This window comes from Natrinema caseinilyticum (assembly GCF_024227435.1).
GTDB lineage: Archaea > Halobacteriota > Halobacteria > Halobacteriales > Natrialbaceae > Natrinema > Natrinema caseinilyticum.
The window spans coordinates 855,981-880,677 of record NZ_CP100445.1; the positions used below are offsets into that span (position 1 = coordinate 855,981).

22 protein-coding genes are annotated in these 24,697 nt (G+C 63.3%); 6 read left to right on the forward strand and 16 right to left on the reverse strand.

Annotated features, from left to right (window positions below):
• The first annotated feature begins 284 nt into the window (after nt 1–284).
• Both NJT13_RS04155 and NJT13_RS04160 read left to right on the forward strand, forming a co-directional pair.
• On the forward strand, nt 285–923 hold the full coding sequence (locus NJT13_RS04155; RefSeq protein ID WP_254524234.1) for a ferredoxin--NADP reductase: 639 nt from the start codon (nt 285–287) through the stop codon (nt 921–923).
• Between the two features lie 130 nt (nt 924–1,053).
• A complete protein-coding gene (locus tag NJT13_RS04160; protein WP_254524235.1) occupies nt 1,054–1,980 on the forward strand; it encodes a hypothetical protein in 927 nt (308 codons plus the stop codon).
• A gap of 16 nt (nt 1,981–1,996) precedes the next feature.
• On the opposite strand, the gene mce is transcribed toward NJT13_RS04160, so the two are convergent.
• The 4 genes from mce to NJT13_RS04180 all read right to left on the reverse strand — a co-directional run bounded on the left by mce (nt 1,997) and on the right by NJT13_RS04180 (nt 6,024).
• Nucleotides 1,997–2,386, reverse strand: coding sequence for a methylmalonyl-CoA epimerase (mce, locus tag NJT13_RS04165; RefSeq protein WP_254524236.1), 390 nt, complete (start codon nt 2,384–2,386; stop codon nt 1,997–1,999).
• Nucleotides 2,387–2,663: 277 nt separating this feature from the next.
• Nucleotides 2,664–3,497 carry an aldo/keto reductase gene (locus NJT13_RS04170; RefSeq protein ID WP_254524237.1) on the reverse strand — a complete coding sequence of 278 codons (834 nt, stop codon included), beginning with the start codon at nt 3,495–3,497 and terminating at the stop codon, nt 2,664–2,666.
• A gap of 346 nt (nt 3,498–3,843) precedes the next feature.
• A complete protein-coding gene (locus NJT13_RS04175; RefSeq protein ID WP_254524238.1) occupies nt 3,844–5,526 on the reverse strand; it encodes an acyl-CoA mutase large subunit family protein in 1,683 nt (560 codons plus the stop codon).
• A 156-nt stretch (nt 5,527–5,682) separates the two neighbouring features.
• On the reverse strand, nt 5,683–6,024 hold the full coding sequence (locus NJT13_RS04180) for a DUF7967 family protein (protein WP_425499781.1): 342 nt from the start codon (nt 6,022–6,024) through the stop codon (nt 5,683–5,685).
• A gap of 56 nt (nt 6,025–6,080) precedes the next feature.
• Between NJT13_RS04180 and NJT13_RS04185 the strand changes: the two genes are divergently transcribed.
• Nucleotides 6,081–6,326: a DUF8142 family protein gene (locus tag NJT13_RS04185; protein WP_254524239.1), complete on the forward strand. Its 246-nt coding sequence runs from the start codon at nt 6,081–6,083 to the stop codon at nt 6,324–6,326.
• Here NJT13_RS04185 and NJT13_RS04190 read toward each other — a convergent pair whose 3' ends face one another.
• From NJT13_RS04190 to NJT13_RS04215, 6 genes are all read right to left on the reverse strand, one after another.
• On the reverse strand, nt 6,327–6,917 hold the full coding sequence (locus NJT13_RS04190) for a GNAT family N-acetyltransferase (RefSeq protein ID WP_254524240.1): 591 nt from the start codon (nt 6,915–6,917) through the stop codon (nt 6,327–6,329).
• A gap of 199 nt (nt 6,918–7,116) precedes the next feature.
• Nucleotides 7,117–8,088, reverse strand: a complete 972-nt coding sequence (locus NJT13_RS04195; protein ID WP_425499782.1) for a M48 family metallopeptidase — start codon at nt 8,086–8,088, stop codon at nt 7,117–7,119.
• A gap of 567 nt (nt 8,089–8,655) precedes the next feature.
• Nucleotides 8,656–9,315 carry a hypothetical protein gene (locus NJT13_RS04200; RefSeq protein ID WP_254524241.1) on the reverse strand — a complete coding sequence of 220 codons (660 nt, stop codon included), beginning with the start codon at nt 9,313–9,315 and terminating at the stop codon, nt 8,656–8,658.
• Between the two features lie 530 nt (nt 9,316–9,845).
• Nucleotides 9,846–10,175, reverse strand: coding sequence for a DUF5789 family protein (locus NJT13_RS04205; RefSeq protein WP_254524242.1), 330 nt, complete (start codon nt 10,173–10,175; stop codon nt 9,846–9,848).
• Between the two features lie 507 nt (nt 10,176–10,682).
• Nucleotides 10,683–11,612: a DUF7983 family protein gene (locus tag NJT13_RS04210; RefSeq protein WP_254524243.1), complete on the reverse strand. Its 930-nt coding sequence runs from the start codon at nt 11,610–11,612 to the stop codon at nt 10,683–10,685.
• A gap of 147 nt (nt 11,613–11,759) precedes the next feature.
• Nucleotides 11,760–12,413: an HAD family hydrolase gene (locus NJT13_RS04215; RefSeq protein ID WP_254524244.1), complete on the reverse strand. Its 654-nt coding sequence runs from the start codon at nt 12,411–12,413 to the stop codon at nt 11,760–11,762.
• 178 nt (nt 12,414–12,591) lie between these two features.
• Between NJT13_RS04215 and NJT13_RS04220 the strand changes: the two genes are divergently transcribed.
• Nucleotides 12,592–14,259, forward strand: coding sequence for an aldehyde ferredoxin oxidoreductase C-terminal domain-containing protein (locus NJT13_RS04220; protein ID WP_254524245.1), 1,668 nt, complete (start codon nt 12,592–12,594; stop codon nt 14,257–14,259).
• Between the two features lie 23 nt (nt 14,260–14,282).
• Here the strand turns inward: NJT13_RS04220 and NJT13_RS04225 are convergent, their stop codons facing one another.
• Both NJT13_RS04225 and NJT13_RS04230 read right to left on the reverse strand, forming a co-directional pair.
• A complete protein-coding gene (locus NJT13_RS04225; protein WP_340681184.1) occupies nt 14,283–14,564 on the reverse strand; it encodes a MoaD/ThiS family protein in 282 nt (93 codons plus the stop codon).
• Between the two features lie 93 nt (nt 14,565–14,657).
• Nucleotides 14,658–15,230 (reverse strand): FAD-dependent oxidoreductase, encoded by a 573-nt coding sequence (locus NJT13_RS04230; RefSeq protein WP_254524246.1) that lies wholly within the window; start codon nt 15,228–15,230, stop codon nt 14,658–14,660.
• A 181-nt stretch (nt 15,231–15,411) separates the two neighbouring features.
• On the opposite strand from NJT13_RS04230, the gene NJT13_RS04235 reads away from it, so the two are divergent.
• Nucleotides 15,412–16,977, forward strand: coding sequence for an FAD-dependent oxidoreductase (locus tag NJT13_RS04235; protein WP_254524247.1), 1,566 nt, complete (start codon nt 15,412–15,414; stop codon nt 16,975–16,977).
• 21 nt (nt 16,978–16,998) lie between these two features.
• Here NJT13_RS04235 and NJT13_RS04240 read toward each other — a convergent pair whose 3' ends face one another.
• From NJT13_RS04240 to dnaJ, 3 genes are all read right to left on the reverse strand, one after another.
• Nucleotides 16,999–17,742 (reverse strand): hypothetical protein, encoded by a 744-nt coding sequence (locus NJT13_RS04240; RefSeq protein ID WP_254524248.1) that lies wholly within the window; start codon nt 17,740–17,742, stop codon nt 16,999–17,001.
• A 189-nt stretch (nt 17,743–17,931) separates the two neighbouring features.
• Nucleotides 17,932–19,065, reverse strand: a complete 1,134-nt coding sequence (locus NJT13_RS04245; RefSeq protein WP_254524249.1) for a sugar-transfer associated ATP-grasp domain-containing protein — start codon at nt 19,063–19,065, stop codon at nt 17,932–17,934.
• Between the two features lie 301 nt (nt 19,066–19,366).
• Nucleotides 19,367–20,518 carry a molecular chaperone DnaJ gene (gene dnaJ / locus NJT13_RS04250; protein WP_254524250.1) on the reverse strand — a complete coding sequence of 384 codons (1,152 nt, stop codon included), beginning with the start codon at nt 20,516–20,518 and terminating at the stop codon, nt 19,367–19,369.
• Between the two features lie 231 nt (nt 20,519–20,749).
• On the opposite strand from dnaJ, the gene NJT13_RS04255 reads away from it, so the two are divergent.
• Nucleotides 20,750–22,435, forward strand: a complete 1,686-nt coding sequence (locus NJT13_RS04255) for a histidine kinase N-terminal 7TM domain-containing protein (RefSeq protein ID WP_254524251.1) — start codon at nt 20,750–20,752, stop codon at nt 22,433–22,435.
• A 295-nt stretch (nt 22,436–22,730) separates the two neighbouring features.
• Here NJT13_RS04255 and dnaK read toward each other — a convergent pair whose 3' ends face one another.
• Nucleotides 22,731–24,692 carry a molecular chaperone DnaK gene (gene dnaK, locus NJT13_RS04260; protein ID WP_254524252.1) on the reverse strand — a complete coding sequence of 654 codons (1,962 nt, stop codon included), beginning with the start codon at nt 24,690–24,692 and terminating at the stop codon, nt 22,731–22,733.
• Nucleotides 24,693–24,697: the final 5 nt, after the last annotated feature.

A 24,697-nucleotide genomic window follows, 5' to 3' on the forward strand; every position in this document is an offset into this window, starting at 1 on the left:
TTGCCCCCCATAAATGAAAAGGCTTCTGAAACCCCAACCGGACAACCGCAACGGTGGGTGATACGTTTGCCAGGAGCGGAGGGTGCTAATTAATCGTTACAAATTTCGAGCTGACGGTTCCAGAGGTGAAAAAAGGGATCCCCGTCCAAACGAGTCTGCATTCGAACCCGCACGTCGGGATTGTACGCGTCGATCCACCCCGTCGATTTCACGACGAGACCAGATCGTGTACAGTCGTGGACGGAACGGAATGTCTTTTCAACCGGCCGCCAAACGGATTCGACATGAAGGGCACCCCAGTCACCGTCACATCAGTCACCGACGTCGGTTCCGACACCATCGCGATCGAACTCGAGACGCCCGACGGGTTCGACGCCCTGCCGGGCCAGTTCGTGTTACTCCGAGCGGCGCCCGACGACGAGGAAGTCGCTCGTCACTACACGCTCTCGTCACCGACCGTGGACGACACCTTCGAACTCACGGTCGGAATCGACCCCGACGGGGATCTCTCACCGTGGCTCGCCGACCGCGAAGGCGGCGATACCATCCACGTGGAAGGACCGTTCGGCCGGATCACGTACGACGGAACGAGCGACGTCGTCGCGGTCGCAGGCGGGCCCGGCGTCGGCGCGGCGGTCGCGATCGCGGAAGCCGCACAGGATGCGTCACACGACGCAGTCGTCATCTATCAGGCTGCTGATCCGGCTCACCTCGATCGTCTCGAGGCGCTCGAGCGGGCCGGCGCAACGGTCGTCTTCGTCGACGACGGTGCGGACGAGGACCTGGCAGCCGCAGTTGCGGCCCACCGAGAGGCGGGTCAGCTCTACGCGTTCGGCTTCGACGACTTCGTCACGGCCGTCGCCGAGGCCATCGACGACGCCGGCGGTGACCCCGACGACGCTCAGATCGAGAACTTCGGCTAACGGCCCCCCGCGCAGCTTTTCGTTCGGAAACTCGCATCTTCGCCGTTGCCGCGATCGAACCCGCTACTTTCGTGATCGAACGTGACGCCGCGAGCCAAGGAGTATATGCCTCATCGTTGTCGAACCGCGTATGCACCGGCGCGACGTACTCGCCGTTTCGGCGAGCGCACTGTGTGGAGTCGGAACCGGCTGCGCAGGTTCGACGTTCGAACGCCGCGGGGCGCGCGATACGGGCGATTCGAGGGTCGCGAGTTCGGCCACCCCGGGAGACTCGGGTGACCGGACTGACGCGAGCGGTCTCGAATCCGATTCCAGGGGGACGGTCGTGATCGGCGACCCCGACGACGTCGCGTTTTCGGACGCGCATCCGCCCCACGAACTCGCGCTCCGGAACGAGAGCGGTTCGGCGTTGCCGGTCTCAGTCGAAATTACCGCCGACGGCGGCGACGTCCGCTTCGAACGCGACCTCGATATTCCGACGACGAGAACGCTTCGCGTACTCGTCGTCGAACCCGGATCATACACCGTTACCGTCACAGCGACCACTCCGAGCGGTGGGGAGTCGAGGGCGACCGTCGGAATCGACCGCCACCCCGTCGATTGTTCTGCGTCTCGCACGACCGTCGGTCTCCGTGAAACCGGCATCCAGACACGGACGACGTCGCGATCGATCGCGTGTCCCGAGCCGCGGATCGGAGAAACGTCGATCGAACGCCTCGAGCGGGGCTGTGCGACCCGGGGCGACGTCGACGGTGCCACGGTCGAATTCGCGAACGAAACCGTGACCGTAACCGGCCGGATCACGACGCCGACGCCGTGTTACGAACCGTCGCTCGCCACGACTGCCTACGACGACCGTCACGACGCCCTCACGGTAGCCATCGACCGCGGTGAGCAGTCGGGCGGCGGGTGTATCGCCTGCATCGGCATCGTCGATTACGGGGCTCGAATCGATCTCGACGGGCGCTACCCCGGCCGCGTCGACGTGTACCACGAAACGCACGACTCGACTCGACTGGTTCGGTCGGCGGAATATCGGTCGGCGGAGTCGGAGTGACCGCTCGGTCGGGAACTCAGTGCTCGACGAGCTCCATCAGGAACCCGCTGGTGTCCCCGGGATGGAGGAAAGCGACCGTGTGACCCCACGCACCCGGGCGCGGCTCCTCGTCGATCAACCGCACGTCGTGATCGCGCGCCGTCTCGAGGGCTGCCTCGATGTCGTCGGTCGCGAGCGCCAGGTGATGGATGCCCGAGCCGTTCGCCTCGACGTAGCTGGCGATCGTCCCGTCGTCGGTGAGCGGTTCGAGCAGTTCGAAGTAGCCGCCGCTCCCGCAGTCGAGAAAGACGATGTACATGTCGTCGAATTCCTCTTCGTGTGCGACCTCGAGGCCGAAAAGGTCGCCGAACAGTTCCGCACACTCCTCCGCATCGTTCGTCGCCATTCCCGCGTGATCGAAGTGCATCGGTGTCTCTTCCTCGCGGCGCCCGTGTTACTGTTGTGATTTTTCGCCGGAATTCGGTCGTGCTCGAGACCGGAACGCCGTCGGAATCGGCCCACAGTTCTCACCGCTGGCGAAATCCTGCGCCCTGCGATCTCCCTGAACACACTGCAAATCAACCGTCCTCCTCCCTGGCACCCGATCACCCCTCTCTACGCGCCCCTCGATTCCCGCCTCTCTACGCGCCCCTCGAACCCCACCCCTCTACGCGCCCCTCGATTCCCGCCCCTCTACGCGCTCCTCAGTCCCGTCCCCATAGCGGGGCCATCTCGTCAGATACCGCTCCGTCGAGTTCGAATATCGCGCGCATCTCCTCCGCCGAGAGTTCGAAATCGAAAATGTCCGCGTTCGCCTCGATGTGGCTCCGACGCGCGGCCTTCGGAATGGCCGCCACGAACGGTTGCTGGACGAGCCACCGCAGGGCCACCTGCGCGGGCGTCTTGTCGTACGGGTCGCCGATCGCTGCCAGCCGATCGTCACCGATGACGCCACCCACCGCGAGCGGACTGTACGCCGTCAGAAGAATCTCGTTCTCGACGCAGTACCGGAAGAGGTCCCGTGGCTGCTGGTACGGGTGGTACTTCACCTGATTCGTGACGATCGGCGTCTCCGAGTACGCCATGGCATCCTCGAGTCCGTCGACGCCGAAATTGCTGATCCCGATGTGGTCGACCAGTCCGTCGTGCTGGAGGTCGTTCATCGCCTCGATCGTCGCCTCGAGCGGCGCCTCGTCGCTCGGCCCGTGCAACAACAGGAGGTCCACCGTTTCGAGTTCGAGTCGCTCGAGGCTCGCCTGCGTCGTCTCCCGGACGGCGGCCGGGGCCGCGTTGCGAGGGTGGACTTTCGTCACGACGAACGCGTCGTCGCGGTCGACGTCGCTCTCGGCGATGGCACGGCCGACCGCCGCTTCGTTGTCGTACATCTGCGCGGTATCGAGATGGCGATAGCCTATCGACAGTGCGGTTTCGACGGCGCGCTGACAGTCTTCGCCGGTCATCCGTGCCGTGCCGAGCCCGAGGACAGGCACGACCGCTCCGTGTGCGTGGACGGTTCCGGCGATGGAATCCGTGACCATGGCCCGTCTTCGACAGCCGCCGTAATCAAAACCGCCCCGACCGGCGACGATCGATCGGACGTCCGCATCGGACGCGAACCGTCTCGAGACGGAGACAACGACGCTCCTTCGACCTCGAGGGTCCGCACGCGTCTTCCGTGGCGTTGCCGGCGGTGTGGGTGCCGCCGGCGTCGGTACCAACGCGGGCGCCGTCGTCCAGTACGCGGAGACGCGAACCCGACCGGTCCCTGATTCCCGGTTCGACAGGACGGGACAGACAGCCCGGACGAAGCGCCCGAAAAACGTAGTTACCGTTCCGAGAGTCAGGTACCAGTGATTACGTGGTCGAAATCGCCCGTCCGATCGTTCAGACCGCGCTGCCGGGCTGGTACTCACCGAACTCGTCGCGCATGACGTTACAGATCTCGCCGACCGTCGCGTAGGCCTTGACCGCGTCGATGATGTACGGCATCAGGTTCTGGTCGCTCTGTGTCGCATCGCGAAGCGCCTCGAGCGCCGCGTCGACGGCCTCGTCGTCGCGTTCCCCGCGAACGCTCTCGAGACGATCGATCTGGCGCTGCTGGTCGTCCTCCGTAATCTCCTGGACGTCCATCTCGGGTTCTTCGTCGACCTCGAACTCGTTGACGCCGACGATGATGCGCTCTTTCTCCTCGATTTCCTTCTGGCGGTCGAAGGCCGTGTCCTGGATCTGGCGCTGAACCCACTGTTGCTCGACCGCCTCGAGCATGCCGCCGCGCTCTTCGACGTCCTCTAGGATCTCGTAGGCGTCTGCTTCCACCTCGTCGGTCAGCGATTCGACGTAGTAGCTGCCCGCCAGCGGATCGATGGTGTCGGCCGCGCCGGATTCGTGGGCGAGAATCTGTTGGGTTCGCAGGGCGGTTCGGACGGATTCTTCGGTCGGCAGGGCCAGCGCTTCGTCCTTGCCGTTGGTGTGAAGGCTCTGGGTACCCCCGAGGACGGCCGCGAGCGCCTGATAGGCGACGCGGACGACGTTGTTCTCGATCTGTTGGGCGGTCAGCATCGACCCGGCGGTCTGGGTGTGGAATTTGAGCTGCTTCGATTTGGGGTCGTCGGGATCGAAGCGCTCCTCGATGATGTCGTGCCACATCCGGCGAGCGGCGCGGAACTTCGCGACCTCCTCGAAGATGTTGTTGTGGCCGTTGAAGAAGAACGAGAGCTGCGGCGCGAACTCGTCGACGTCCAGTCCGGCTTCGATCGCCGTCTCGACGTACTCGATACCGTTCCCCAGCGTGAAAGCGAGTTCCTGGGCGGCCGTCGACCCGGCTTCGCGAATGTGATAGCCCGAGATCGAGATGGTGTTGAACTTCGGAGTCTCGGCGGCACAGAACTCGAAGATATCCGTGATGATCCGCATCGACGGCTCCGGCGGGTAGATGTACGTGTTGCGCGCGATGTACTCTTTGAGGAGGTCGTTCTGGATCGTCCCTCGCAGTTCTTCGCGGTCGACGCCTTGCTGGTCACCGACCGCGATGTACATCGCGAGCAGCACCGACGCCGGCGCGTTGATCGTCATCGACGTCGAGACCTCGTCGAGCGGAATGCCGTCGAAGACGGTCTCCATGTCCGACAGGGAGTCGATCGCGACGCCCGCCTTGCCGATTTCGCCGGCGGCCATCTCCGCATCGGAGTCGTAGCCCATCTGCGTCGGCAGGTCGAACGCCATCGAGAGACCGGTCTGGCCCTGGTCGAGCAGATAGTGGTACCGTTCGTTGGTGTCCTCGGGCGTCGAGAATCCCGCGTACTGGCGCATCGTCCACAATCGACCGCGGTAGCCCGTGGAGTACACCCCGCGCGTGTACGGCGGCTCGCCCGGATTTCCCAGGTCGGATTCGTAGTCGAGATCGCCCACGTCCGCAGGCGTATAGAGCCGATCGACCTCCTGACCGCCCGTATCAGTCGTAAACGTTTCCTTGCGCTCGCCGAACCGCTCGAGGACGGGTTCGACTTCCGCCTCGTGCCACTCGTCCTTGCTGGCACGAATCTCCTCGAGTTCGTCGGGATCGAACATTATGGATACCGTTGACGGGACGGGGCTTGAACTTTGATGAACACGGCGGCGCTCCGCGCGCTGGTTCCCGCTCGAACGACGAGCCGGTCCGAACGGCCTCGTTCGGTGCCGAGGTCGGTTCCGTCCGGAATCGACCCGATCTCGGTTCCGATCCGCTCACACACTGTCGTGTCGGTCGTGTCGCTCGGCCATTCGGGACGCTTCCTCGGCGTAGCGCTCCCGGGTCTCCGGATCGTCGACGGTGCCGAGGTCAGCAGACGAAACGAGAAGCCCGGCGCGGGTTTCTCGAGCGGGTCCGGAAAAACTGGTCAGCGCTCGCTCGCGACGATGGTATCGCCGGCCGTCCTCGGTTGCATAAACGAGGATGATGAGGTTGAGTTCGTCGTCCGAGTAGGTTCGCTCGACGAGCCACACCCGAATCTCGTCATCGGTACCGGACCCGTTCTCGTCAGCATCGGTTCTGCTCGCCGCCATCGAATCGGACCTGTTTTCGTTCATGAGTGTCCCGGAAATCGCCACAACCGCTTTTGCCTCGAGTCGTCGTTCCGTCCCGCATGGGAACGGAGCCGTCGGTTGGGACCGACGACGGGGTCGAGGTCGACCATCGTCGCGCCGCCCGTTACGTCGCGCCGGTTTTCGTCGTGGGGCTGGTCAACCTCGTGATACTGCTCGGGTGGGGACTGAATCCCCTCTGGGCGTTTGCCATCCTGCCACCCGTGCTGTTTCTCTCCGGTATCGGCTGGGTCGCGTTCGGTCACGGCTTCCACGAGCGACCCGGCGAATCGGACTCGAACAGGTGACTATCTGCCCGTGTCGTACTTGTACGTAGCTGAATCGGGATCGATCCCGAAGTCCTCGGGAGCTTCCTCGCTACCGGCTTCCTCGCGTCCCTCCGGGGCTCGCTTGAACGCGTCTCGGAGCCGTTTCGGCATCCGAAACTCGGTGACGTCGATGGACAGCGGCACCGCGTCCGGGTCGGAGCCGTCGCGTTTGGCCGTGAGACGGTCCCGTAAGATCCCAGGGAGGGCGGATTCCTCGATCCGCTGGAACCCGAACTGGGCGAGGTACGCGCCTTCCCCGGTCAGGGCGTAGACGGTTTCGAAGCCCTCGTCACCGGCGTATTCCACGAGACGCTCGACGACGTGAGCCCCAACGCCTTGCTTGTGCCAGCCCTCGAGGACGCCGATGCTGGTTAGTTCGCACACAGCTTCGGCCGATTCCTCGTCGGGTTTGTGGACGCGGATGCGGCCGAAACCGGCCTTTTCGCCCGATTCCTCGTCGACCGCGACGACGTAGTCGCGCGAGCGGAACGCCGTTTCGTCGAGTCCCATCGACTCGATGTGATCCAGCAACCAGACCTCCTCTCTGTTTTTCGCGTCCCGGACGTACATGACTCGACGTAGGGGATGTGCGGCCAAAAGCGTTTGTGGGTTGGCAGTATCCCACGACGAGGCCGTCCGGCAGTCCGCCGGCGACGGAGCGCACCGGGCGGATCTCCCGGAGTATCGCGTCCGTTTCTCGGCCCAAACTGACACAAAAGGAACCGATAGACGTCCGATCGCGAGCCGTCGGACGCTCGATCGTGTGGCTTCACTCCCGGTCCGTCACCGATCGAGACGACGGGCGCGTCCTTCGACCGCCGGATCCGGATCGAGAGACCAGCCGTTCGACACGGTCGTCCGTCGAGGGGTGCGTCGCGAGAAGACGACCCAGTGCATCCTCCTCGGAGTGAACGTATAACGTCGCGAGCAAGCCGTGCTCGGACAGCGACGCGCGTTCGATCGTCCTGAGAGCCCGGGCGAGCGCCACCGGCTTCCCGGTGACTGCTACCGCTCGATCGTCGGCGGCGTACTCTCGGCGACGCGAGTGTGCGCGAACGACGAGCGTCAGCGCAAGCAGGGTCACCACCACTCCGCCCTCGATGAGGCCGAGCAGTCGCCCGAACAGCGTTCGCGACCACGACCGTGGAGTTCCGCGAATCCACGCGACCGCTCGAGCGATGCCCACCATCGCCACGAGCCAGGGGACGAGCACGAGGAAGACGAGTCCAGCGACCGTCCGAAAGACGCTGTATGCGAGCGTCTGGACGAACGCGTCGTGACTCTCGAGATGGGCGAACTCGTGGGCGACCAGGACCTCCAGTTCGTCGAGCGACAGCAGCCGAAAGAGCGAGCGGTCGAGGACGATGACGCCGTTTCGTGCGCTCCCCAGCGCGAACGCGTTGGGCGTCGGCAATCGCGCGATCAGGACCGTGGGAGAACCGACGTCCATTCGGGACTCGAGGCGATCGAGGCGGCGGTAGAACGCCGGCGCGTGGGATCGCGGTAGTTCGACCGCCTCCAGCCTCGAAAGGAGTTGTTTTGTCCCGAACCGGTAGCTCAACACGCCGGCGACGATGGCGACGGTGAGGATCAAAAGCAGCGTCGTAGCCGGACTGGGTGCAGAATCGCGGAGTATCGAGATCGCCCAGTAGCTGAGGGCCGCGAGCCCCAGATACCACAGCAACAGGAACAAACCGACCAGCGCCATCAGGAGTCGGGTTCCGGTTCGACGAGCGGGCATCGTTCTCGTATCGAACTCGGGCCGGCCGCCTGAAACGGGTATCGAATCCGTGGGTCGGGCCGAAAGTCGGAATCTGGAACTGAACGGGCTGATCGCTCGTTACGCGGTTTGCCCCTCCTCACGTACCGTGCTGAAACTAATGCGAGAACGGAGACCTAGATTGTGTCAGACTCTAAAAATTCAATTAGTATAGCATGCTATTCTCATTTTTGGAATGGTCCCGAGCGTTCCCAAAAAATTTTGCTGGAATGACAGGCATATCGAGAACGACATCTCAAAATTAAAATAGGAGATACTGCCTCTAACCCTACCGGGAAGCAATCCAAACGAGTGAACCGATCGCCATCAGCGCGAAGACGATGCCCGTAACGAATATAGTCGTTTCCGCAAAGCTATCCACCCTCAGAATCCCATCGATCCCTTCGAAGTAAATCGACGAACCTATCAGGAAAATACTAAATACGAGTATGAATACAGACCATTCCGGTTCTTGCGGGAATCCCTTTTGTGGAACCATTGGTTATTTTAACAGTGAATGGTCGTAAGTATTTTGCGGTGTAGCTCGTCTCAGTGTTGCGGTTCGAGGCCAGCGCCCCTCACGTTCTTGCCGATGTAGGACGTTGTAAGGGCCACAACGATACCTTTTCCCTCATCGTTGTTATTGATTAGACCCTTCCCGGTCCTGAATAGGAACGCAGCCGCAGCACTGGCGATTGCAAACGGAATATTCCCGTAGAGGCTGCTAACCACTACTGAGAACGCAGAGAGTTCTACACCAGTCGTGAGTATATCCACGAGGTCCCTACAATCACAGTGATTTATCCAGAGTTTATGACGGATTCCGCCAGCGGTGTAGTATTTGCCGTACTTGGTTTTGCCCCCACAAACCGGTGAACGACTCCATTTGAGTGGACTAATCCCGTCCGTATCGGGCTGAGGCTGGGTCTCAGTCACGACTGCTCCATTCTGCATGGAGAAATCGACTTTTCCCTCATCCTTCGCCTCATTGATCGCTTCTACTGAGGTGATCATCGAGTTGTCATCATCGGCATAATACGCGAGATTGCCACCGTCGTCGATCCCGTACCCAAATTTCCCCCGAGTACCAGACGCCGCTGCTCCCGTTCCTGTCGCAAGGAGCGAGGCAACTCCAAGACTGGAGAGACCCGCAGTCGATCTAATAACGTTTCGTCTTGATAGACGTAAGGTGTGATTGTCTTTTGCCACATTCAGAGCCAATGACGATTGGTTATTAATAATATCGAGAATATTCTGTGTCAGAAAAAGCTTCGAGAATTAAAAATGAAAATGAGTTCTTTGGCTCATTAAGGCATGATTCCTAAAAACCAAGTTCTCAATCCTACGATGTTTCACCTGATACTGTTCGCTTAACTCCTCGAGTTCATCAGTAACGTATCGTACTGCCTCCGCCGTATTCCATCCGCCATCAAAGAGTGGTATTCCGTTCGGTTCTGATACAGATGCTCTGAGTCCAAGTGTGAGTGAGCGGCATTAGTAGGGGTATACAGCCACTGACACGCCCGCTAACTCCATCTCTGAGTACCAATTCACAATCGCGTCTTGATTCGCAAAGACACGGTTTCCGTAATCCATCAGCGAGTTCAAACTCCGAAATCACGCGGCTCGAAAATCGACGATTTCCGGCGTCCGGAGAAACCGTTGTTCCCTCTACCGACCCCGAGGCGGTCGGCCTCTTTCGCCGATAGATTTTGGGGATCGAGGGCTCCGCGAGAGAATCAGAACGACTGTTCCGATCGCTCCGTCCGTTCGCCGAGCGCCGGTGGCGTGCGGTCGCTGTAACCTTTCCGTCCGATGGCGTCGTCGGCGACGTTGTTGAAGATGGCCATCCGGGCTTCCGTTACCGACGCGAATCGCGCCGCAGGCACCTTGTTCAGGACCTCCTCGAGGGACTGTTCGCCGTTCTGGAAGCGGAGGACTTCGGTTCCGTAGGCCTCGATCAGTTCCTCGCACGTGGCCGGATACTCGTGTTGCTCGAGTTGTCGCGCGAGCGAACCGAATTCGATTCCGAGCTCTCTCGTTCGGTCGTTCTCGGTCGGATCGGGCATCGCGGCACATCTTCATTATCTACCATTATAAATGTCGTTCGTGATTTCTCGACGTGTTCGGTCGCACCGGGAGCGGTCCACTCATAATCGCGGATCCAGGCGGAGGAGGATCCACGTAATCACCGGGACGGAGAGTACAAAGAAGGTAACGACGGGGGCCAGAAGCGGGGGAAGAACGGACCAGAGTAGCACCGAAAGAATCAGAAGCAAAAGAGCGATGATCGAATCGAGGCGGAGTCGGATCGTATCAACAGCCATCATCTCCCTTCGAACGATAAAATACCATAGTTAGTGTGCCGTGAATTCGTTTTCACCCCTCGAAACGGACAAATTTCGGCCGATCCGACCCACCTCGTCGGCAGGTCCGCGGCGAGTCCGACTCTCGTCTCGAGAGCGGTTTCACCACACGAACCGTACCGACCGACTCGAACATCGCGGACGGTCGGCGTTCGGGCGCATTTCCGTCGCGGACGCGCTCGAAACGCCGTCCCTCGGCTCCTCGGGCGCTCATCCAGCGGACAGCGCATCCTCGAGTCGGTCCTCGATTTCGTCCAGTTCGGCCCGTAACTCCTCGCGCTCTGCCCCCTCGAGTTCGTCGATCCGATCGGCGATACCCTGGAGCCGCGAGTACTTTTCGTCCTCGTCGACGGCGGTCTTCTGGACGTAGACGTCCTCGTCGACGTCGTACACCTCCGACTCCTCGAGATCGGTGACGGCGAGGACGACGTCTAGCTTGTCCCGATCGACCCCGGTGACCCACTCGCGGGGAATGCCGCGCTCGTCGAGGACGTCGAATATCGTTTCCTCGTCTTTCGGCTGACGGCGCTCGCGCGTCGTCCGCCTGACGGTTCCGTACCGGCCGTGAAGCTGTTGGTCGGGCCCGAGTCGCTCGAGCAGCGCGTCGCGAATCGAGCGCCGAACCCGGTTCGATCCGTGTTGGACGTCCGAGGCGAGGACGTAGAGGTCGGTGGCGCTGTCGGTGTCGAGCGCCGAGGGATCGTCGGCGTCGAGGCGCTCGAGTTGCCGGGCGAACAGCAACGCGTCGTCGTGAACCCGCTCGGGCGTCGACCGAGCGGCGACCGCCGGGACGAGAAACGGACTCTCACCGGCGGTCGCCTCCTCGGGATCGTACCGGATCTCGTCGTCGTCGGCCGTGTAGGACCCGGTGAGCGTGGCGACGCTCGCGTACGGCTCGACGCCCGGTGGCAGCGTCGAGAGGGGAACCGATCCGTCGGCGAGTTGCTCGAAGAAGACGACGAACTGCTCGCGCCAGAGCGGCCGTCGCTCGCCGCTGTCACCGAAGCGGACGACGACTCGATCGTCTGCGGTCCGTTCGATACCGAACGGTCGATCGGAGACCGGCGTGACCAGTTCGGCACGCGGCTCGAGAGCCTCGCACTGCCGCCGGAGCGTCATCCAGGTGTCGTCGGATCCCATGGGCTAGGTACGGCGAGCAGGGCAAAAAAGCGCGAGCACGAATCTGCCACCGCCGGTCGCGGACTCCGCGTGGACGTCGGGACCCGATCGGACGTACTCGGCCGGACGCTCGTCGCGGATCAGCGCGCGCTTGCGGCGGGTTCGCGGTTACTCGAGAATCGCTGGGAGGCCAGCGAGCGACGTGAGGTGATAGGTCGGGTTCGCGTCCGTCCGCGGTCGGTCGCCCTCGTCGCGAGTGACCAGTGCCGAGTCGATACCGGCGTTGTCGGCCGCTCGCACGTCGACGTCCCGGTCGCCGACGTAGAGCGCGTCGTCCGCCTCGAGGGCGGTCATCGCGGCTTCGATGTTCGTCGGATCGGGTTTTCGTCGAGCCAACCCGTCCGACGTCAGCGGACACCCGTAGACGGTCTCGAACGCCGACCGAAGGCCGAATCGGTCGAGCAGCGTCGAGATCACGGTCGGGTGGTTGTCACTGACGATCCCGAGCGGTGCCTCGAGCGATCGGACCGCGGTGACGTCGTCGTAGGCCGAACGCAACCCGCGCTCGACCTCGTCACGCTGGGCCCTCACCATCTCGCGGGCGGCCCGGGCGCAGAACACGTCCGCTTCGATACCGAGGCTGCGACACCGCCGAGCGATCGACTCGAAGTCGCCGCGCAGAAAAGCCTGGATCGTCTCCGGCGCCGGCCCGGATCGCTCGAGTTTCTCGTACGTTCGACCGAGCGCGTCGGACAGTCGCTGGGACGAGGGGGCCTCGACGACGACCCCGTCGAAGTCGAACAGGACTGCGTCGTAGTTCATCGATACGAATTCTCGAGCGACGAGTAATAACGTTGGCTGGTTCCGGTCGCAGCGGTCCACGGGCCGTCATCGACGGACGCAACGTCTCACCCACCGCAGTGACCTCGTCGCCACGTCGCCTGACCGGGCATCACGGCGGCAATTACAGCTAAGGACCTTCGGTAGCTACTGTATAGCAATGCTCCACGCCGAAGGACCGCTGCTCACCGTCGACGTCGGTGAGCGAACCGCGACCGAGACGAACATCGACGACCTGCTCGAGACCCTCGTCGGCGGGCGGGCCGCTGCGACGGCGCTCGCCCACGATCGGATCCCGTTCGACGCGGATCCGTTCGGTCCCGAAAACCGAGCGTACCTCTCGACCGGACCGCTCCAACAGTCGCGCATGTCGTTTACCGGCCGGATGAACATGACGGGGCTGTCGCCGTTGACCGACGGGCTCGTTTCGACGAACGCCGGCGGCTACCTCTCACGAAACTTCGTCGGAACAGGGATCAGCGTCCTCGAGGTCGTCGGCGAGAGCGACGACCTCATCGCCGTCCACGTGACCGACGAGGGCGTCGAGTTCGAGGCGGTACCGGAACTCGAGGGGGCGACGGTCCCGGAAACGTCGGACTATATGGCCGACCGGCACGACCTCGGTCCCGACAACTGCATCGCTATCGGGCCCGCGGGCGAGAATCGGGTCCGGTTCGCGTCGGTGATGACGTTCGACTCGCGGGCGTTCGGTCGGGGCGGACTCGGGGCCGTTCTCGGGTCGAAAAACGTCAAGTGCGTCACCTTCGAGGGGGACGCGGAACCGCCGGTCGAGATTCCGAACCCGCCGGAGATGGACGTCCACAGCGAGGCGGCACAGTCGGACGACCTGATGCGCCGGCAGGGAACGACGGGCAACACCGAGTTCATCAACGAAAACTTCGCGCTGCCGACGCGATACTTCCAGGGGTACGAATTCGAACACGCGGCGGGCATCGGCGGAAGCGCCGTCGAGGAGAAGAAGTACAAGAAAGGTGCGTGTTCGGCCTGCGCGTACGCCTGCAAGCTCCCGACGCGGGACGAAGAAACCGGCGTCGAGACCGAAGGGCCGGAGTTCGAGACCGTCTACGCCTTCGGCTCGAGCCAGGGCGTCGGCGACATCGTCGACGTGATGCAGGCGAACGAACTCTGTGACACGCTGGGGATGGACACGATCTCCGCCGGCGTTACCGTTGCGGCCTACCTCGCCAGTGAAGACGAGTTCGGCAACGCGGAACTCGCACGCGAAATGACGGAGAAAATCGCCTACCGCGAGGGGATCGGCGACACGCTCGCGGAGGGCGTCGACCGCTGTCACGACGACCTCGGGGTCGGCAACTACACCGTCAAGGGAATGGAGTTCGCCGCACACGACGGGCGCGTCCTCCACGGCCAGGGTCTCTCCTACGCCGTCGCGAACCGGGGCGCAGACCACATGTACGCCGGAATGCTCTCTCTCGAGTACAGCGGTCAACTCGATCCGGAGGGCACACTCGGCAAAGCGGAGACCCTCGTGCGGGAGGAAAACGCGTCCGCGTTCCGTGACACCGGAATCGTCTGTGCGTTCGGCAGCGACTACCTGACCGAGGACCGTCTCGAAACGCTGTTCGACGCCGACCACGACGACCTCCTCGAGATCGGCGCCCGAACGGTTCGCTTCGAGCGCCACTTCAACAATCGACGCGGCTTCGACCGAGACGAAGACGGGCTCCCGTACGAAATCCCCGATCTCGACGACGCGATCGCGGAGTACTACGCGGCTCGAGGCTGGACGGACGACGGAACCGTCCCCGAAACGGCGATCGAACGGGTCGCGCCGTCCGCCGACTGACGATCACTCGCGGTCGGTCCCGCTCACCCGCCGTACACCGATGGCACGAGTCGAATCACGTCGTCCGCCGCGATGCTCGTGTCGAGGCCATCGAGATGGGTGACGTGTTTCTTGTCTTTCGTCACGACCGTCTCGCCCGCCAGTCCGCTCCCGTCGTCGCCGAGGAGCCGTCCCTCGAGTTCCGGAAACGCAGTCTCGAGTTCGATCAGCAGTTCACCGACGGTTTCGGCGTCCGTCTCGTGGTAGACGGTCTTCCGGCCGATGTCGTCTCGAAACGGCCCGAAGAAGAGACACTCGAGTTGCACGTGGAGCAATTTGATCCGGCCGCTCTTGTAGCCGACGGTCGCGCCGATCGTCGACCGTCGAATTGGTACCGAGACGACGCCTCGACGCGGTTCTCACTCGGACTCGAGGCCCGGGACGTCGTCGGGGACGTCGAAGTCGTGGAAGTGTTCGCCCTTCTCTTTGCTGAGTATGTTGAGCGCCGCCGATGCGCCGTCTCCCGCCGCGATCACGGCCTGCCACTCTTCGGCCCTGACCATCGCGCCGGTCGCGTACAGATCGTCGACGCTCGTTTCCATCTGCAGGTCGACGTCGACGGTCCCCTCGTCGTCGAACTCCACCTCGAGATCCTCGGCGACCGAGCGATCCGCGCCGGTCGCGAGGACGACGTAGTCCGCCACGTACTCGGTATCGTCGGTCTCGATCCGGAACCCGTCGTCGTCCGACTCGATGTCCGTCACTTCCTCGCCGACTCGAACGTCCGCGCCGCGGTCGCGGACCTGCCCGCGCGTGAGTTTCATGAACTCCTCGCCGCTGATACTTCGAATACCTGGATAGTTGAACAGGTGGGCCTTGTGCATCCACGTCTCGTCCGTGTCGAAAACGATGGTCTCGAGGCCGTTCTTTCCGGTGAAGAGCGCCGCGCTCAATCCCGCGGGGCCGCCGCCGACGATTGCGACATCTGGCATGTCCGAAGCGACCACGACCGACGGAATAAACGATTTCATCATATCATTTACAAGAATTCTGGCTGTTCCCGCCCGCGCTGACGCGATTCCCATCGGAGGCGTTTTCCGCCCGCGCTGGCCAGGCAATGGCAGCCCGCGCGCCTTTTGACTCGAACGTGGTCGCCAGGATAGGCTGATCTACATGTCGGACCAGCTCTCACGGGAGTCCCCGCGCGAAGAGTCGCTCTGGCTCGCGACGACGCCGACGACCGAGTACGGTCCCCTCGAGGACGGGTTGGGCGTCGACGTGGCCGTTCTCGGCGGCGGCATCACTGGCCTGACCGCGGCGATCAATCTGACCGAGGCCGGACGGACCGTCGCGGTCCTCGAGGCCGATCGGATCGTCGAGAGTACCACCGGACACACGACGGCCAAGCTCACCGCACAGCACGGGTTGCTCTACGACGGGCTCGTCTCGCGGTTCGGCGAGGAGCGGGCGCGCCAGTACGCCCGTGCGAACGAGGCGGCGATCGGCGAGGTTCGACGACGCGTGGTGGACGGTGCCATCGACTGTGACTTCCGTCGCACGCAAGCGTACGTCTATGCCGATTCGCCGGACGACAGGGCGACAGTTCGAGACGAAGCGGCGGCCGCCCGGCGCATCGGCCTCCCCGCCTCGTACGTCGAGGACACGCCGTTGCCGTTCGACGTCGACGGGGCGGTTCGCTTCGACGAACAGGCCGAATTTCACCCGCGGAAGTATCTCCTCCGAATCGCCGAAGAGATCCACGACGCCGGAAGTTACGTCTTCGAGGAAACGCGCGCGCTCGACGTCAACCCCGGTTCGCCGTGTCAGGTCGAGACGGATCGCGGCGACGTGATCGCCGACGACGTCGTGGTCGCGACGCACTTCCCCGTTCTGGATCGCGCCGGCTACTTCGCGCGGATGCACCCTCACCGCGCGTATCTGCTCGCCGTCCGGGTCGCGGAGACGCCCCTGGAGGGGATGTACTACAGCACCGGTTCACCGCCGGCAACGATGCGAACGTATTCTCACACGACGGCCGCCGGTGGTGGTCCTGGGACCGACGAACTCCTACTCGTCGGGGGCCAGAGCCACAAGCCGGGACTCGACGGTCCGCCGGCCTCCGAGCGGTACCGGCGCTGTGAGGCGTTCGCCCGCGAGCACTTTACCGTCGAATCGGTCGAGTACCGCTGGTCGACCATGGACTATTCGCCGGTCGATCGGGTGCCGTTCGTCGGGCGAATCGATCCGCTGGCGGACAACGTCTACGTCGGCACCGGGTTCGGCGGCTGGGGGATGACGGGGGGCACTGCCGCGGGCATGATCCTCTCCGATCTTATCACGGAGGGGTCGAGCCCCTGGGCCGACGTGTTCGATCCCCAGCGCCTCACGCCCGGGGCCGCTGCGAAGAACTTCCTCGCGGAGAACGCGAAAGTCGGCGGCAGCTTCGTCGGCGATCGGATCACGTCGCTGCTCGCGACGCTCGAGTCGGGCGGCAAAGACGACCTCTCACCCGGCGAGGCCCGCGTCGTCCGCCGTGGGAGTCAACCGGTGGGCCTCTACCGCGACGAGAGCGGCGCGACCCACGTCGTCTCGGCGACCTGTCCCCACATGGGCTGTCTCGTCCGCTGGAACGACGCCGAACGGACCTGGGACTGCCCCTGTCACGGCTCCCGATTCGGCCACGACGGCGACGTCCTCTCGGGACCCGCGCTCGAGGGGTTGCTGTACCGAAAACTCTGAGGGACCGCAAACGGCGTCTCGTTACGGGACCGAAACCGCGTCGAGATCGATGCGGTTCGGCTCGGGGACCGACTCGCTCGAGACGGCGTACGTCCCACGTTCGGCCGGGATCTCCTCACCGCCGGCACTCGAGAGCACGATCGCGGCCCTGGCCAGCAGCGGCGCGATTACGCCCGCCACGACGGTCCGAGGATCGGAGAGCGGCGCGCGAACGACGACGCGCTCGTCCGACTCGAGACCGATCTCCTCGACGACCGCGCGCGCGGCCGTCAGAACGTCCCCGTGTGTCAGCGTCCGGTCTCCGTCCGTCAGGATGGCGGTCTCGGGGTCGATCGAGAGCGGGGGAAACGACGGGTTCTCGCTCCAGAGCCCGGCGTCGAAGTGGTGAACGTCCGGCGCGTCGGGCGGCGAACCGTAGCCGACTCGTTGGGCGCCGCGAGGGAGGTCGTAGCCGTCCAGTGTATCGACCGGCGCGACGAGGGCCCGAAAGTCGTCCGCTTCAGCGAGGTCGGTCGGCGGTTCGAAGCGTGTCGTCCCCTCGAGCAGCGTCGTGCCGAAAAAGGCGAGCAAGGCGAGGGGGTCGTCACCGACGATCCCGACCGTGACGCCCTCACGGACACCCGCGTGGCGCAGGAAGTTTCCGGCCTTCCAGGAGGTCGTACACAGCCAGTGGTAGTCGTACTCCCGGCCCGTCGCGTCGACGAGCCCGATCCGATCCTCGCGGAGCTCCCGGGCGAACAGGTCATCGACCGTCCCAGCGTTCATATCCGAACCTGGGGTCCGGGGCGGAAAAAGCGCGCCGACTCGCGTCGGTTGCGTCCCCACGTCACCCCCCATACGACGGGGTTGGCGCCCCGCCGTCGCGACCGCCGGCTCCGAGTGACCGGTGCGGGCCGAGATTGACGTGGCATCCCCGGCCATTCAGGCCGGTCGGGTCTTCCCCATCCCCCGATCTCAGATCACGCCGTGATCGCGGTAGAATCGCCGCGTTCGGTCGTCGGCCAGCAGCGGTCGGTGGACTTGCAACGCGGTGACGTCCGGGTGACTGTTCGCCTCGAGAATCTGGAATTCGCCCTCGGCGGTGACGACCAGGTCCCAACCGACGTACGGAATGTGCGAGAACGTCTCCGCGATCTCGAGCAGTCGGTCACGAATCCGGGCCCAACCCGGAACCGCCGTCCCCTGGATGCGCACGCCGGAAGCGGGATGGGTTCGATGCCAGTCGAGCGACCCGTCGGTCGTGTGCGTGGCGGCCTCGCTGAGAGTGCCGGTCGTCCGATCGATTCTGGCGCTCAACCCCCCTTTCGAAAAGTTGTCGACCGGAGCCGAATCGGCCGTTCCGATCCGCTGGACCGCCATCGGGATGAACGCCGCTCCCTCCCGGTCGTCGAACATGGTCACGATTCGGATCGTGTTCGTCGTCTCGGCGAACAGTTCCGCTGCGTAGTCCGCCTGGTCGACGTACTCGCAGACGAGGTACTCCTCGAAATCGGAGAGCGTCTTCGCGAGGGCTAACTCGGTCATCCGCGTGCCGTCGAAGACGTATTCGTCGTCCGCCCGCGCGACGAAGTGGACGTCGTCCCCGCCGTCGCCTCGAAACCGCTTCAGAACGATTCGTTCCCCGTCGGACAGCGTCTCGGTGAGCCAGTCGATCGGTTCTGTGGTCGGTCGTGAGAGCGCCGACGCAGACGATTGCTCCAGTTCGAGTCCGCCATCGGTCACTCGTGGCCGATCGTCGATCCGATCGACCGCGTGAAATCGGCCGTCGGCGAGCAGCCCGTACACGGCCGGCCGATGATCGGGAAACTCGCTCATGAGACGATGAAACGCGAGTTTGTTCTCGAGTAATGCGTTCCAGTGGCGCCCGTTGATTCGCTTCGTTCGGACGAACCGCTGGTAATCAGTGAGATACTCGCTGGGATCGTTCAGCTCGAGTGAATATATGACGCCGGACTGTTGTAGAAATCCGTGTCGATAGAGCCACTGCCGCTCCCCCAGAGACAGGTCGAACGACGACCCGCTCCGTCGTTCCGCCTGAAGTAGTTTGTTCACCTGACCGATAGTTTGGCAGGCTCGGACGAGGTCCATGTGAATTGGTGGCAGAGGTAGCGTATATTTATCGACGATGTAAGCCGTATTACCCATTCCGAAACCGGTCCCGAAACGATTCTACTGATTAGAATCCCCACCAGGACCGTCCGGTCGCCTGATACGTACCGGCGCATTTAACATTCCGGTAATTTATCCGATGGCATTTTTACGTGGTCGCGTGAAATAAAACTGCCGCACATTAGTGCCGACCATTTCGAATGGTGCGAACCGAGGGTGGAAAGTGTCGACTCTCGTGACGGTGTGATCGGGTCCGAAAAGGCACCAGTCCAATCGCGAATCAAAACGCGCGTTTGATCTTCTCGAAGAAACCGTCCTTGATCTCTATCTCGTCACCGCCGGCTTCGGCGAAGTCCTCGAGCGCCTCGCGTTGCTCCTCATTGAGGCGTTCGGGGGTGACGACTTGTACCTGTACGTAGAGGTCGCCGTATCCGCGGCCACGGAGACGCGGCATTCCCTTTCCCTCGAGGCGGAACGTTTCGCCGCTTTGCGTTCCGTCCGGGATGTCGAATTCCGCGGCGCCGTCCAGGGTCGGGACCTCGACGCTGTCGCCGAACGTCGCCTGCGGGAACGAGACCGGGAGTCGATAGTACAGATCGGCACCTTCACGCTCGAAGTCGTCGTGGTCGCGAACCGAAACGTCGATCAGTAGATCCCCGTGAGCGCCACCCTCGGGGCTCGGTGCGCCCTCTCCTTCCATGCGAAGCGTCTGGCCTTCCTGAATGCCGGCCGGCACCTCGACGCTCAGCGTCGCCTCGGTACGGACATACCCCTCGCCTCGGCACTCGCCGCAGGTTTCGGAGTACAGCGTCCCTTCACCTTCGCAACGGGGGCAGGTCGTCGTTTGCTGAACCCGACCCAGCGGCGTTTGCTGGACCTGCGTCACCTGCCCGCGTCCCTGACACTCCGGACAGGTCTCGGCGTCGGCCTCGGGCGGGTGGCCCTCGCCGTGACAGACGTCACACTCTTCCGGACGCTCGACGGTGAACTGTTTCTCAGCCCCCTCGTAGGCTTCCTCGAGGTCGATCTCGAGTTCGGTTCGCAGGTCGCGACCCTTGCGAGGCCGACGGCGACCGCGTCCGCCGCCCCCGCCGAAAACCTGCTCGAAGAGATCGCCGAGACCGCCACCGCCGCCCATACCGCCGAACGGGCCGCCACCCATGCCGCCGGCTCCCCCCGCCTCGCCGGCGTCGAAGCCGTGCTTTTCCGCCTGTTCGTAGCGGTCGTGGCCCATCTGGTCGTACGCCTGCCGTTTTTCCTCGTCGGTCAGTACCTGCTTTGCCTTCTGGATCTTCTTGAACTTCTCCTCGGCATCGGGATCGTCGCTGACGTCCGGATGGTACTCGGTGGCCTTCTTCCGATACGCCTGCTTGATCTCCTCGGTGGACGCGTCGGAGTTCACGCCGAGTACGTCGTAGAAGTCCTCGCTCATTCGTTGTCTCACCGATAGTCGGTTGAGACACTTGAAACGAACGTTCGAGGTCGATCGCTAAAGAGCGGTATCGAGAGTTCGCCGCGCCGGTAGACTGCGATCACGACGCCCAGCTCGGTCGCGGGGGCGAAGACGGCCGAGGCTCCCGAAACCACCGGCCGTAATAACAATCAAAATGTGTTTCAGTTATGCGTACGTCCGGTGCTGACACCACCATCGCCGACTGTAATAATGATCCAGTTTCCGCCATTCGTTCTTCCGTACTTCGGGTCCGGACTCGTCACGGCCGCGGTGGCGGGATATGCGTATCGGGACCTGCAAAGACGCGATGGTGATGAGACGGTCCTGTCACTTACGGTCGTGATGCTATCGGCGACGGTGTGGATTCTGTCGCGGTCGTTTCAGTATCTCGTCACCGACGAGACGTCGAAAGTCGTCTTCGCGACGGTCGTCTGGTTCGGCTGGGGTGGCGCTGTGATGGGCCTCCTGTTTTTCGCGCTGTCCTACACCGGTCGAGCCGACGTCCTCACACGTCGTACCGTGGGGACACTACTGCTGCCGATCGTGGGCGGCCTCCTGTTCGCCGTTACCAACGAGTTCCACGGTCTGTTGTGGACCGGCGAATTCCGCCATCAGAACGGACTGTACGTCTACGTCACCGACACCGAGCCTGCGCATCTGGTATCGCTGTTGTACCACAACACCGTCGTCCTCTACAGTGTTTTTCTCCTCGTAAAGTACTCGTTCGATTCGGCCAAACTGTACAGGCGACAGACGATAGCCGTCGTCCTCGGCTCGACAACACCGCTGATTCTGGGATCGTTGTATCTTTTCGACGCGATTCCGTTCGTTCCGAGGTTCCTCGATCTCACGCCGATCGGGATCGGTATCGCCGGTCTGTGTTTCAGCTACGCCATCTTCCGCTATCGGATGCTCGATCTCGTGCCCATCGCACGCCGAACCGCGTGGGACGAGGTGGACGATGCCATCGTGACGATCGACGACGACAACCGAGTCCTCGACGCGAACGTAGCCGCCAGGCACCTGTTCACCGCCAACGACTACGTCGGCATACAAGCGACCGCGTTTTTCGATTCCGTGCCGAACGCGACGCTGGAACGCTACGAAAACACCGCCGAGGCCGAGACCCAACTCGCTGTCCAACTCGACGGCGAGAAACGGTATTTCTCCCTGTCGATTTCCCCCATCGAACGCGGATCCCGGCGGCGGCGGGGCCGAGTGGTCGTCCTCAGGGATATCACCGGAATCAAACGCCGTGAAGAGGAACTCGACCTGCTCCGACAGGTTCAGTCCAGGGTGCTCCGGCACAACATCCGAAACGAACTGACAGCCATCCGCGGCCACGCGAAGCACGTCGCCGACGACGTCGAAGACGAACACGCCGAACGGCTCCGGACTGCCCTCGACGCCAGCGACGATCTGCTGTCGATCACCCGAAAGACTCGACTGGTGGAGGACGTCGTCGACGGTGACGGAACCCCCGCCGAGTACGATCTCCGGGACGTCGTCGACGACGCCATCGAGACCATCGGGAACCGATATCCGACGGTAACGTTCGACGTCGACGGACCCGGGTCTCGACCGATCGAGGCCGACACCCGACTCGAGATAGTCATCGTGAATCTCCTCGAGAACGCCGCAGAGCACAACGATTCGACCGATCCCCGCGTTTCGGTTCGGCTCACGGACGACGACCCCACGCTCACCATCGCGGACAACGGACCGGGCATTCCGGAGTACGAACTGGCCGTCCTCGAAGACGAACGTGAAACGTCACTCGAACACGGCAGCGGGATCGGCCTCTGGCTGGTCACGTGGATCGTCGACCGCTCGAGTGCGACCCTGGAATTTCACACGAGCCCAGACGGCACCGAAGCGGTCCTTCGGTTCGGCTGAACGGACTCCGGACGACTCGACTGACCCGACGCGTCGGCCTCTCCTTTCTCGTCCGACCACGAGCGGTGCCCTGTGTCCGATCCACGTCGATCGACCGCCGGACCGGCCCGGGGAACCTTCGTCGGCCAAATCGACGTCCGAAGCCGGGGGATCCTCCGCCGCGACGCACGGATATCCGACGTCGTGACTCGGGCGATACAGACAGCGCGAAAATTGCGGTGAATCGCTCGGAGACGGCTTCGAGTGGCCGTTCGCTGATCGAACCGATCGCACTCGAAACGGCGATTGAGTCGACTTACTGCTCGTCTTCTTCGTCCTCGTCGAAGTCGACGTCCTCGAAGTCGGCGTCGACGAACTCCTCGCCCTCTCCCCCGGCCGCACCGGCACCGGCATCGGGACCTGGGTTCGGACCGCCGCCCATCCCGTCGGGGCCCGCGCCCGCAGCGCCGCCGGCCGCACCGCCCGCACCCGCAGCGCCGCCTGCTGCACCGCCCGCACCCGCAGCGCCGGCTTGCTGCTGGTAGATCTGCTTTCCGATCTCCTGTAGTTCCTCGCTCAGGTTCTCCGTCGCCGCCTCGATGTCCTCGGCGTCGGCATCGCCGTCGTCGACCGTCTCCTCCAGGTCTTCGATTGCCGCCTCGATGTCGGCGCGGAGGTCGTCGTCGACCTGCTCGTCGTTTTCCTCGAGCAGCGTTTCGGCGCGCTGAATCGTGGCCTCGGCCGTGTTTCTGGCCTCGATACGCTGGCGCTTTTGCTGATCTTCCTCGGCGTGTTTCTCGGCCTCGCGCTGCATCTTCTCGATCTCGGCGTCGGAGAGGCCCGCGCCGCCCTCGATCGTGATCTCCTCGGTAGTCCCGCTGCCTTTGTCCTCCGCGGAAACGTTCACGATGCCGTTTTCGTCGATCGAGAAGGTGACCTCGATCTGTGGCGTTCCCGCCGGGGCCGGTGGGATGCCGGTCAGGTGGAACTCGCCGAGCAGTTCGTTCTCCGCGGCGAGTTCGCGTTCACCCTGGAAGACCCGAACCTGAACGGTCGTCTGGTTGTCCGCCGCGGTAGTGAAGATCTTCGACTCTTCGGTCGGGATCGTCGTGTTCTTCTCGATGAGTCGCTCGAAGAGACCGCCCTTGACCTCGATCCCGAGCGAGAGCGGCGTCACGTCGAGCAGGACGATGTCGTCGACCTCCCCGCCCAGGACGCCACCCTGAATCGCCGCACCCAGCGCGACGGCCTCGTCGGGGTTGACGTTCTTCTGGGGTTCCCTGCCGGTCAGTTCCTCGACCTTCTGGGCGACCTGGGGCATCCGCGTCGAACCGCCGACGAGCAGCACCTCGTCGATATCGTCCTTCTCGTAGCCGGCGTCCTCGAGCGCCTGTTCGGTCGGCTCGACGGTCCGGTCGATCAGATCCTGTGTCAGCGACTCGAACTTCGCGCGAGTGAGCGACTCCTCTAAGTGGATCGGACCGTCGTCGGTCGCGGTGATGAACGGAAGGTTGATCTCGGTTTCCTTGCGCGAAGAGAGTTCGATCTTGGCCTCTTCGGCGGCGTCCTTGAGTCGCTGGAGGGCCTGGCGGTCCTCACGGAGATCGATTCCGTGTTCGTCCTCGAACCCGTCCGCGAGCCAATCGATGATGGCGCCGTCCCAGTCGTCGCCACCGAGGTCGTTGTCGCCGTTAGTCGCCACGACCTCGTAGACGCCGCCACCGAGGTCGAGAATGGAAACGTCGAACGTGCCACCACCGAGGTCGTAAACGAGGACGGTCTGATCTTGGTCGTCCTCGAGGCCGTAGGCCATCGACGCGGCGGTCGGTTCGTTGATGATGCGTTCGACCTCGAAGCCGGCGATCTCGCCGGCGTCTTTGGTCGCCTGGCGCTGTCGGTCGGAGAAATACGCAGGGACCGTGATGACGGCTTTCTCGATTTCGTCACCCAGGTAATCCTCGGCGTCGCGTTTGATCTTCTGGAGGATCATCGCCGAGATCTGTTCGGGCGTGTATTCCTCGTCGTCGATTTCGACGGTGTAGTCCTCCTCGCCGATGTGGCGCTTGATCGAGGAAATCGTCTTTTCCGGGTTCTGAATCGCCTGGTTCTTCGCCGGTTTGCCGACGAGTCGTTCGTCGTCGTCGGTAAAGGCGACGACCGAGGGCGTCGTTCGTTCGCCTTCGGAGTTGACGATGATTTCCGGATCGCCGCCTTCCATCACCGCGAACGCACTGTTCGTCGTTCCGAGGTCGATTCCGAGAATCTTGTTGCTCGCCATCGTGG

Excerpts from the sequence above, each read along its gene's own strand:
- NJT13_RS04155 (WP_254524234.1), top strand. The coding sequence starts at position 285 with ATGAAGGGCACCCCAGTCACCGTCACATCAGTCACCGACGTCGGTTCC.
- NJT13_RS04160 (WP_254524235.1), top strand. The coding sequence starts at position 1,054 with ATGCACCGGCGCGACGTACTCGCCGTTTCGGCGAGCGCACTGTGTGGA.
- mce (WP_254524236.1), bottom strand. The coding sequence starts at position 2,386 with ATGCACTTCGATCACGCGGGAATGGCGACGAACGATGCGGAGGAGTGT.
- NJT13_RS04170 (WP_254524237.1), bottom strand. The coding sequence starts at position 3,497 with ATGGTCACGGATTCCATCGCCGGAACCGTCCACGCACACGGAGCGGTC.
- NJT13_RS04175 (WP_254524238.1), bottom strand. The coding sequence starts at position 5,526 with ATGTTCGATCCCGACGAACTCGAGGAGATTCGTGCCAGCAAGGACGAG.
- NJT13_RS04180 (WP_425499781.1), bottom strand. The coding sequence starts at position 6,024 with ATGAACGAAAACAGGTCCGATTCGATGGCGGCGAGCAGAACCGATGCT.
- NJT13_RS04185 (WP_254524239.1), top strand. The coding sequence starts at position 6,081 with ATGGGAACGGAGCCGTCGGTTGGGACCGACGACGGGGTCGAGGTCGAC.
- NJT13_RS04190 (WP_254524240.1), bottom strand. The coding sequence starts at position 6,917 with ATGTACGTCCGGGACGCGAAAAACAGAGAGGAGGTCTGGTTGCTGGAT.
- NJT13_RS04195 (WP_425499782.1), bottom strand. The coding sequence starts at position 8,088 with ATGCCCGCTCGTCGAACCGGAACCCGACTCCTGATGGCGCTGGTCGGT.
- NJT13_RS04205 (WP_254524242.1), bottom strand. The coding sequence starts at position 10,175 with ATGCCCGATCCGACCGAGAACGACCGAACGAGAGAGCTCGGAATCGAA.
- NJT13_RS04210 (WP_254524243.1), bottom strand. The coding sequence starts at position 11,612 with ATGGGATCCGACGACACCTGGATGACGCTCCGGCGGCAGTGCGAGGCT.
- NJT13_RS04215 (WP_254524244.1), bottom strand. The coding sequence starts at position 12,413 with ATGAACTACGACGCAGTCCTGTTCGACTTCGACGGGGTCGTCGTCGAG.
- NJT13_RS04220 (WP_254524245.1), top strand. The coding sequence starts at position 12,592 with ATGCTCCACGCCGAAGGACCGCTGCTCACCGTCGACGTCGGTGAGCGA.
- NJT13_RS04230 (WP_254524246.1), bottom strand. The coding sequence starts at position 15,230 with ATGCCAGATGTCGCAATCGTCGGCGGCGGCCCCGCGGGATTGAGCGCG.
- NJT13_RS04235 (WP_254524247.1), top strand. The coding sequence starts at position 15,412 with ATGTCGGACCAGCTCTCACGGGAGTCCCCGCGCGAAGAGTCGCTCTGG.
- NJT13_RS04240 (WP_254524248.1), bottom strand. The coding sequence starts at position 17,742 with ATGAACGCTGGGACGGTCGATGACCTGTTCGCCCGGGAGCTCCGCGAG.
- NJT13_RS04245 (WP_254524249.1), bottom strand. The coding sequence starts at position 19,065 with ATGGACCTCGTCCGAGCCTGCCAAACTATCGGTCAGGTGAACAAACTA.
- dnaJ (WP_254524250.1), bottom strand. The coding sequence starts at position 20,518 with ATGAGCGAGGACTTCTACGACGTACTCGGCGTGAACTCCGACGCGTCC.
- NJT13_RS04255 (WP_254524251.1), top strand. The coding sequence starts at position 20,750 with ATGATCCAGTTTCCGCCATTCGTTCTTCCGTACTTCGGGTCCGGACTC.
- dnaK (WP_254524252.1), bottom strand. The coding sequence starts at position 24,692 with ATGGCGAGCAACAAGATTCTCGGAATCGACCTCGGAACGACGAACAGT.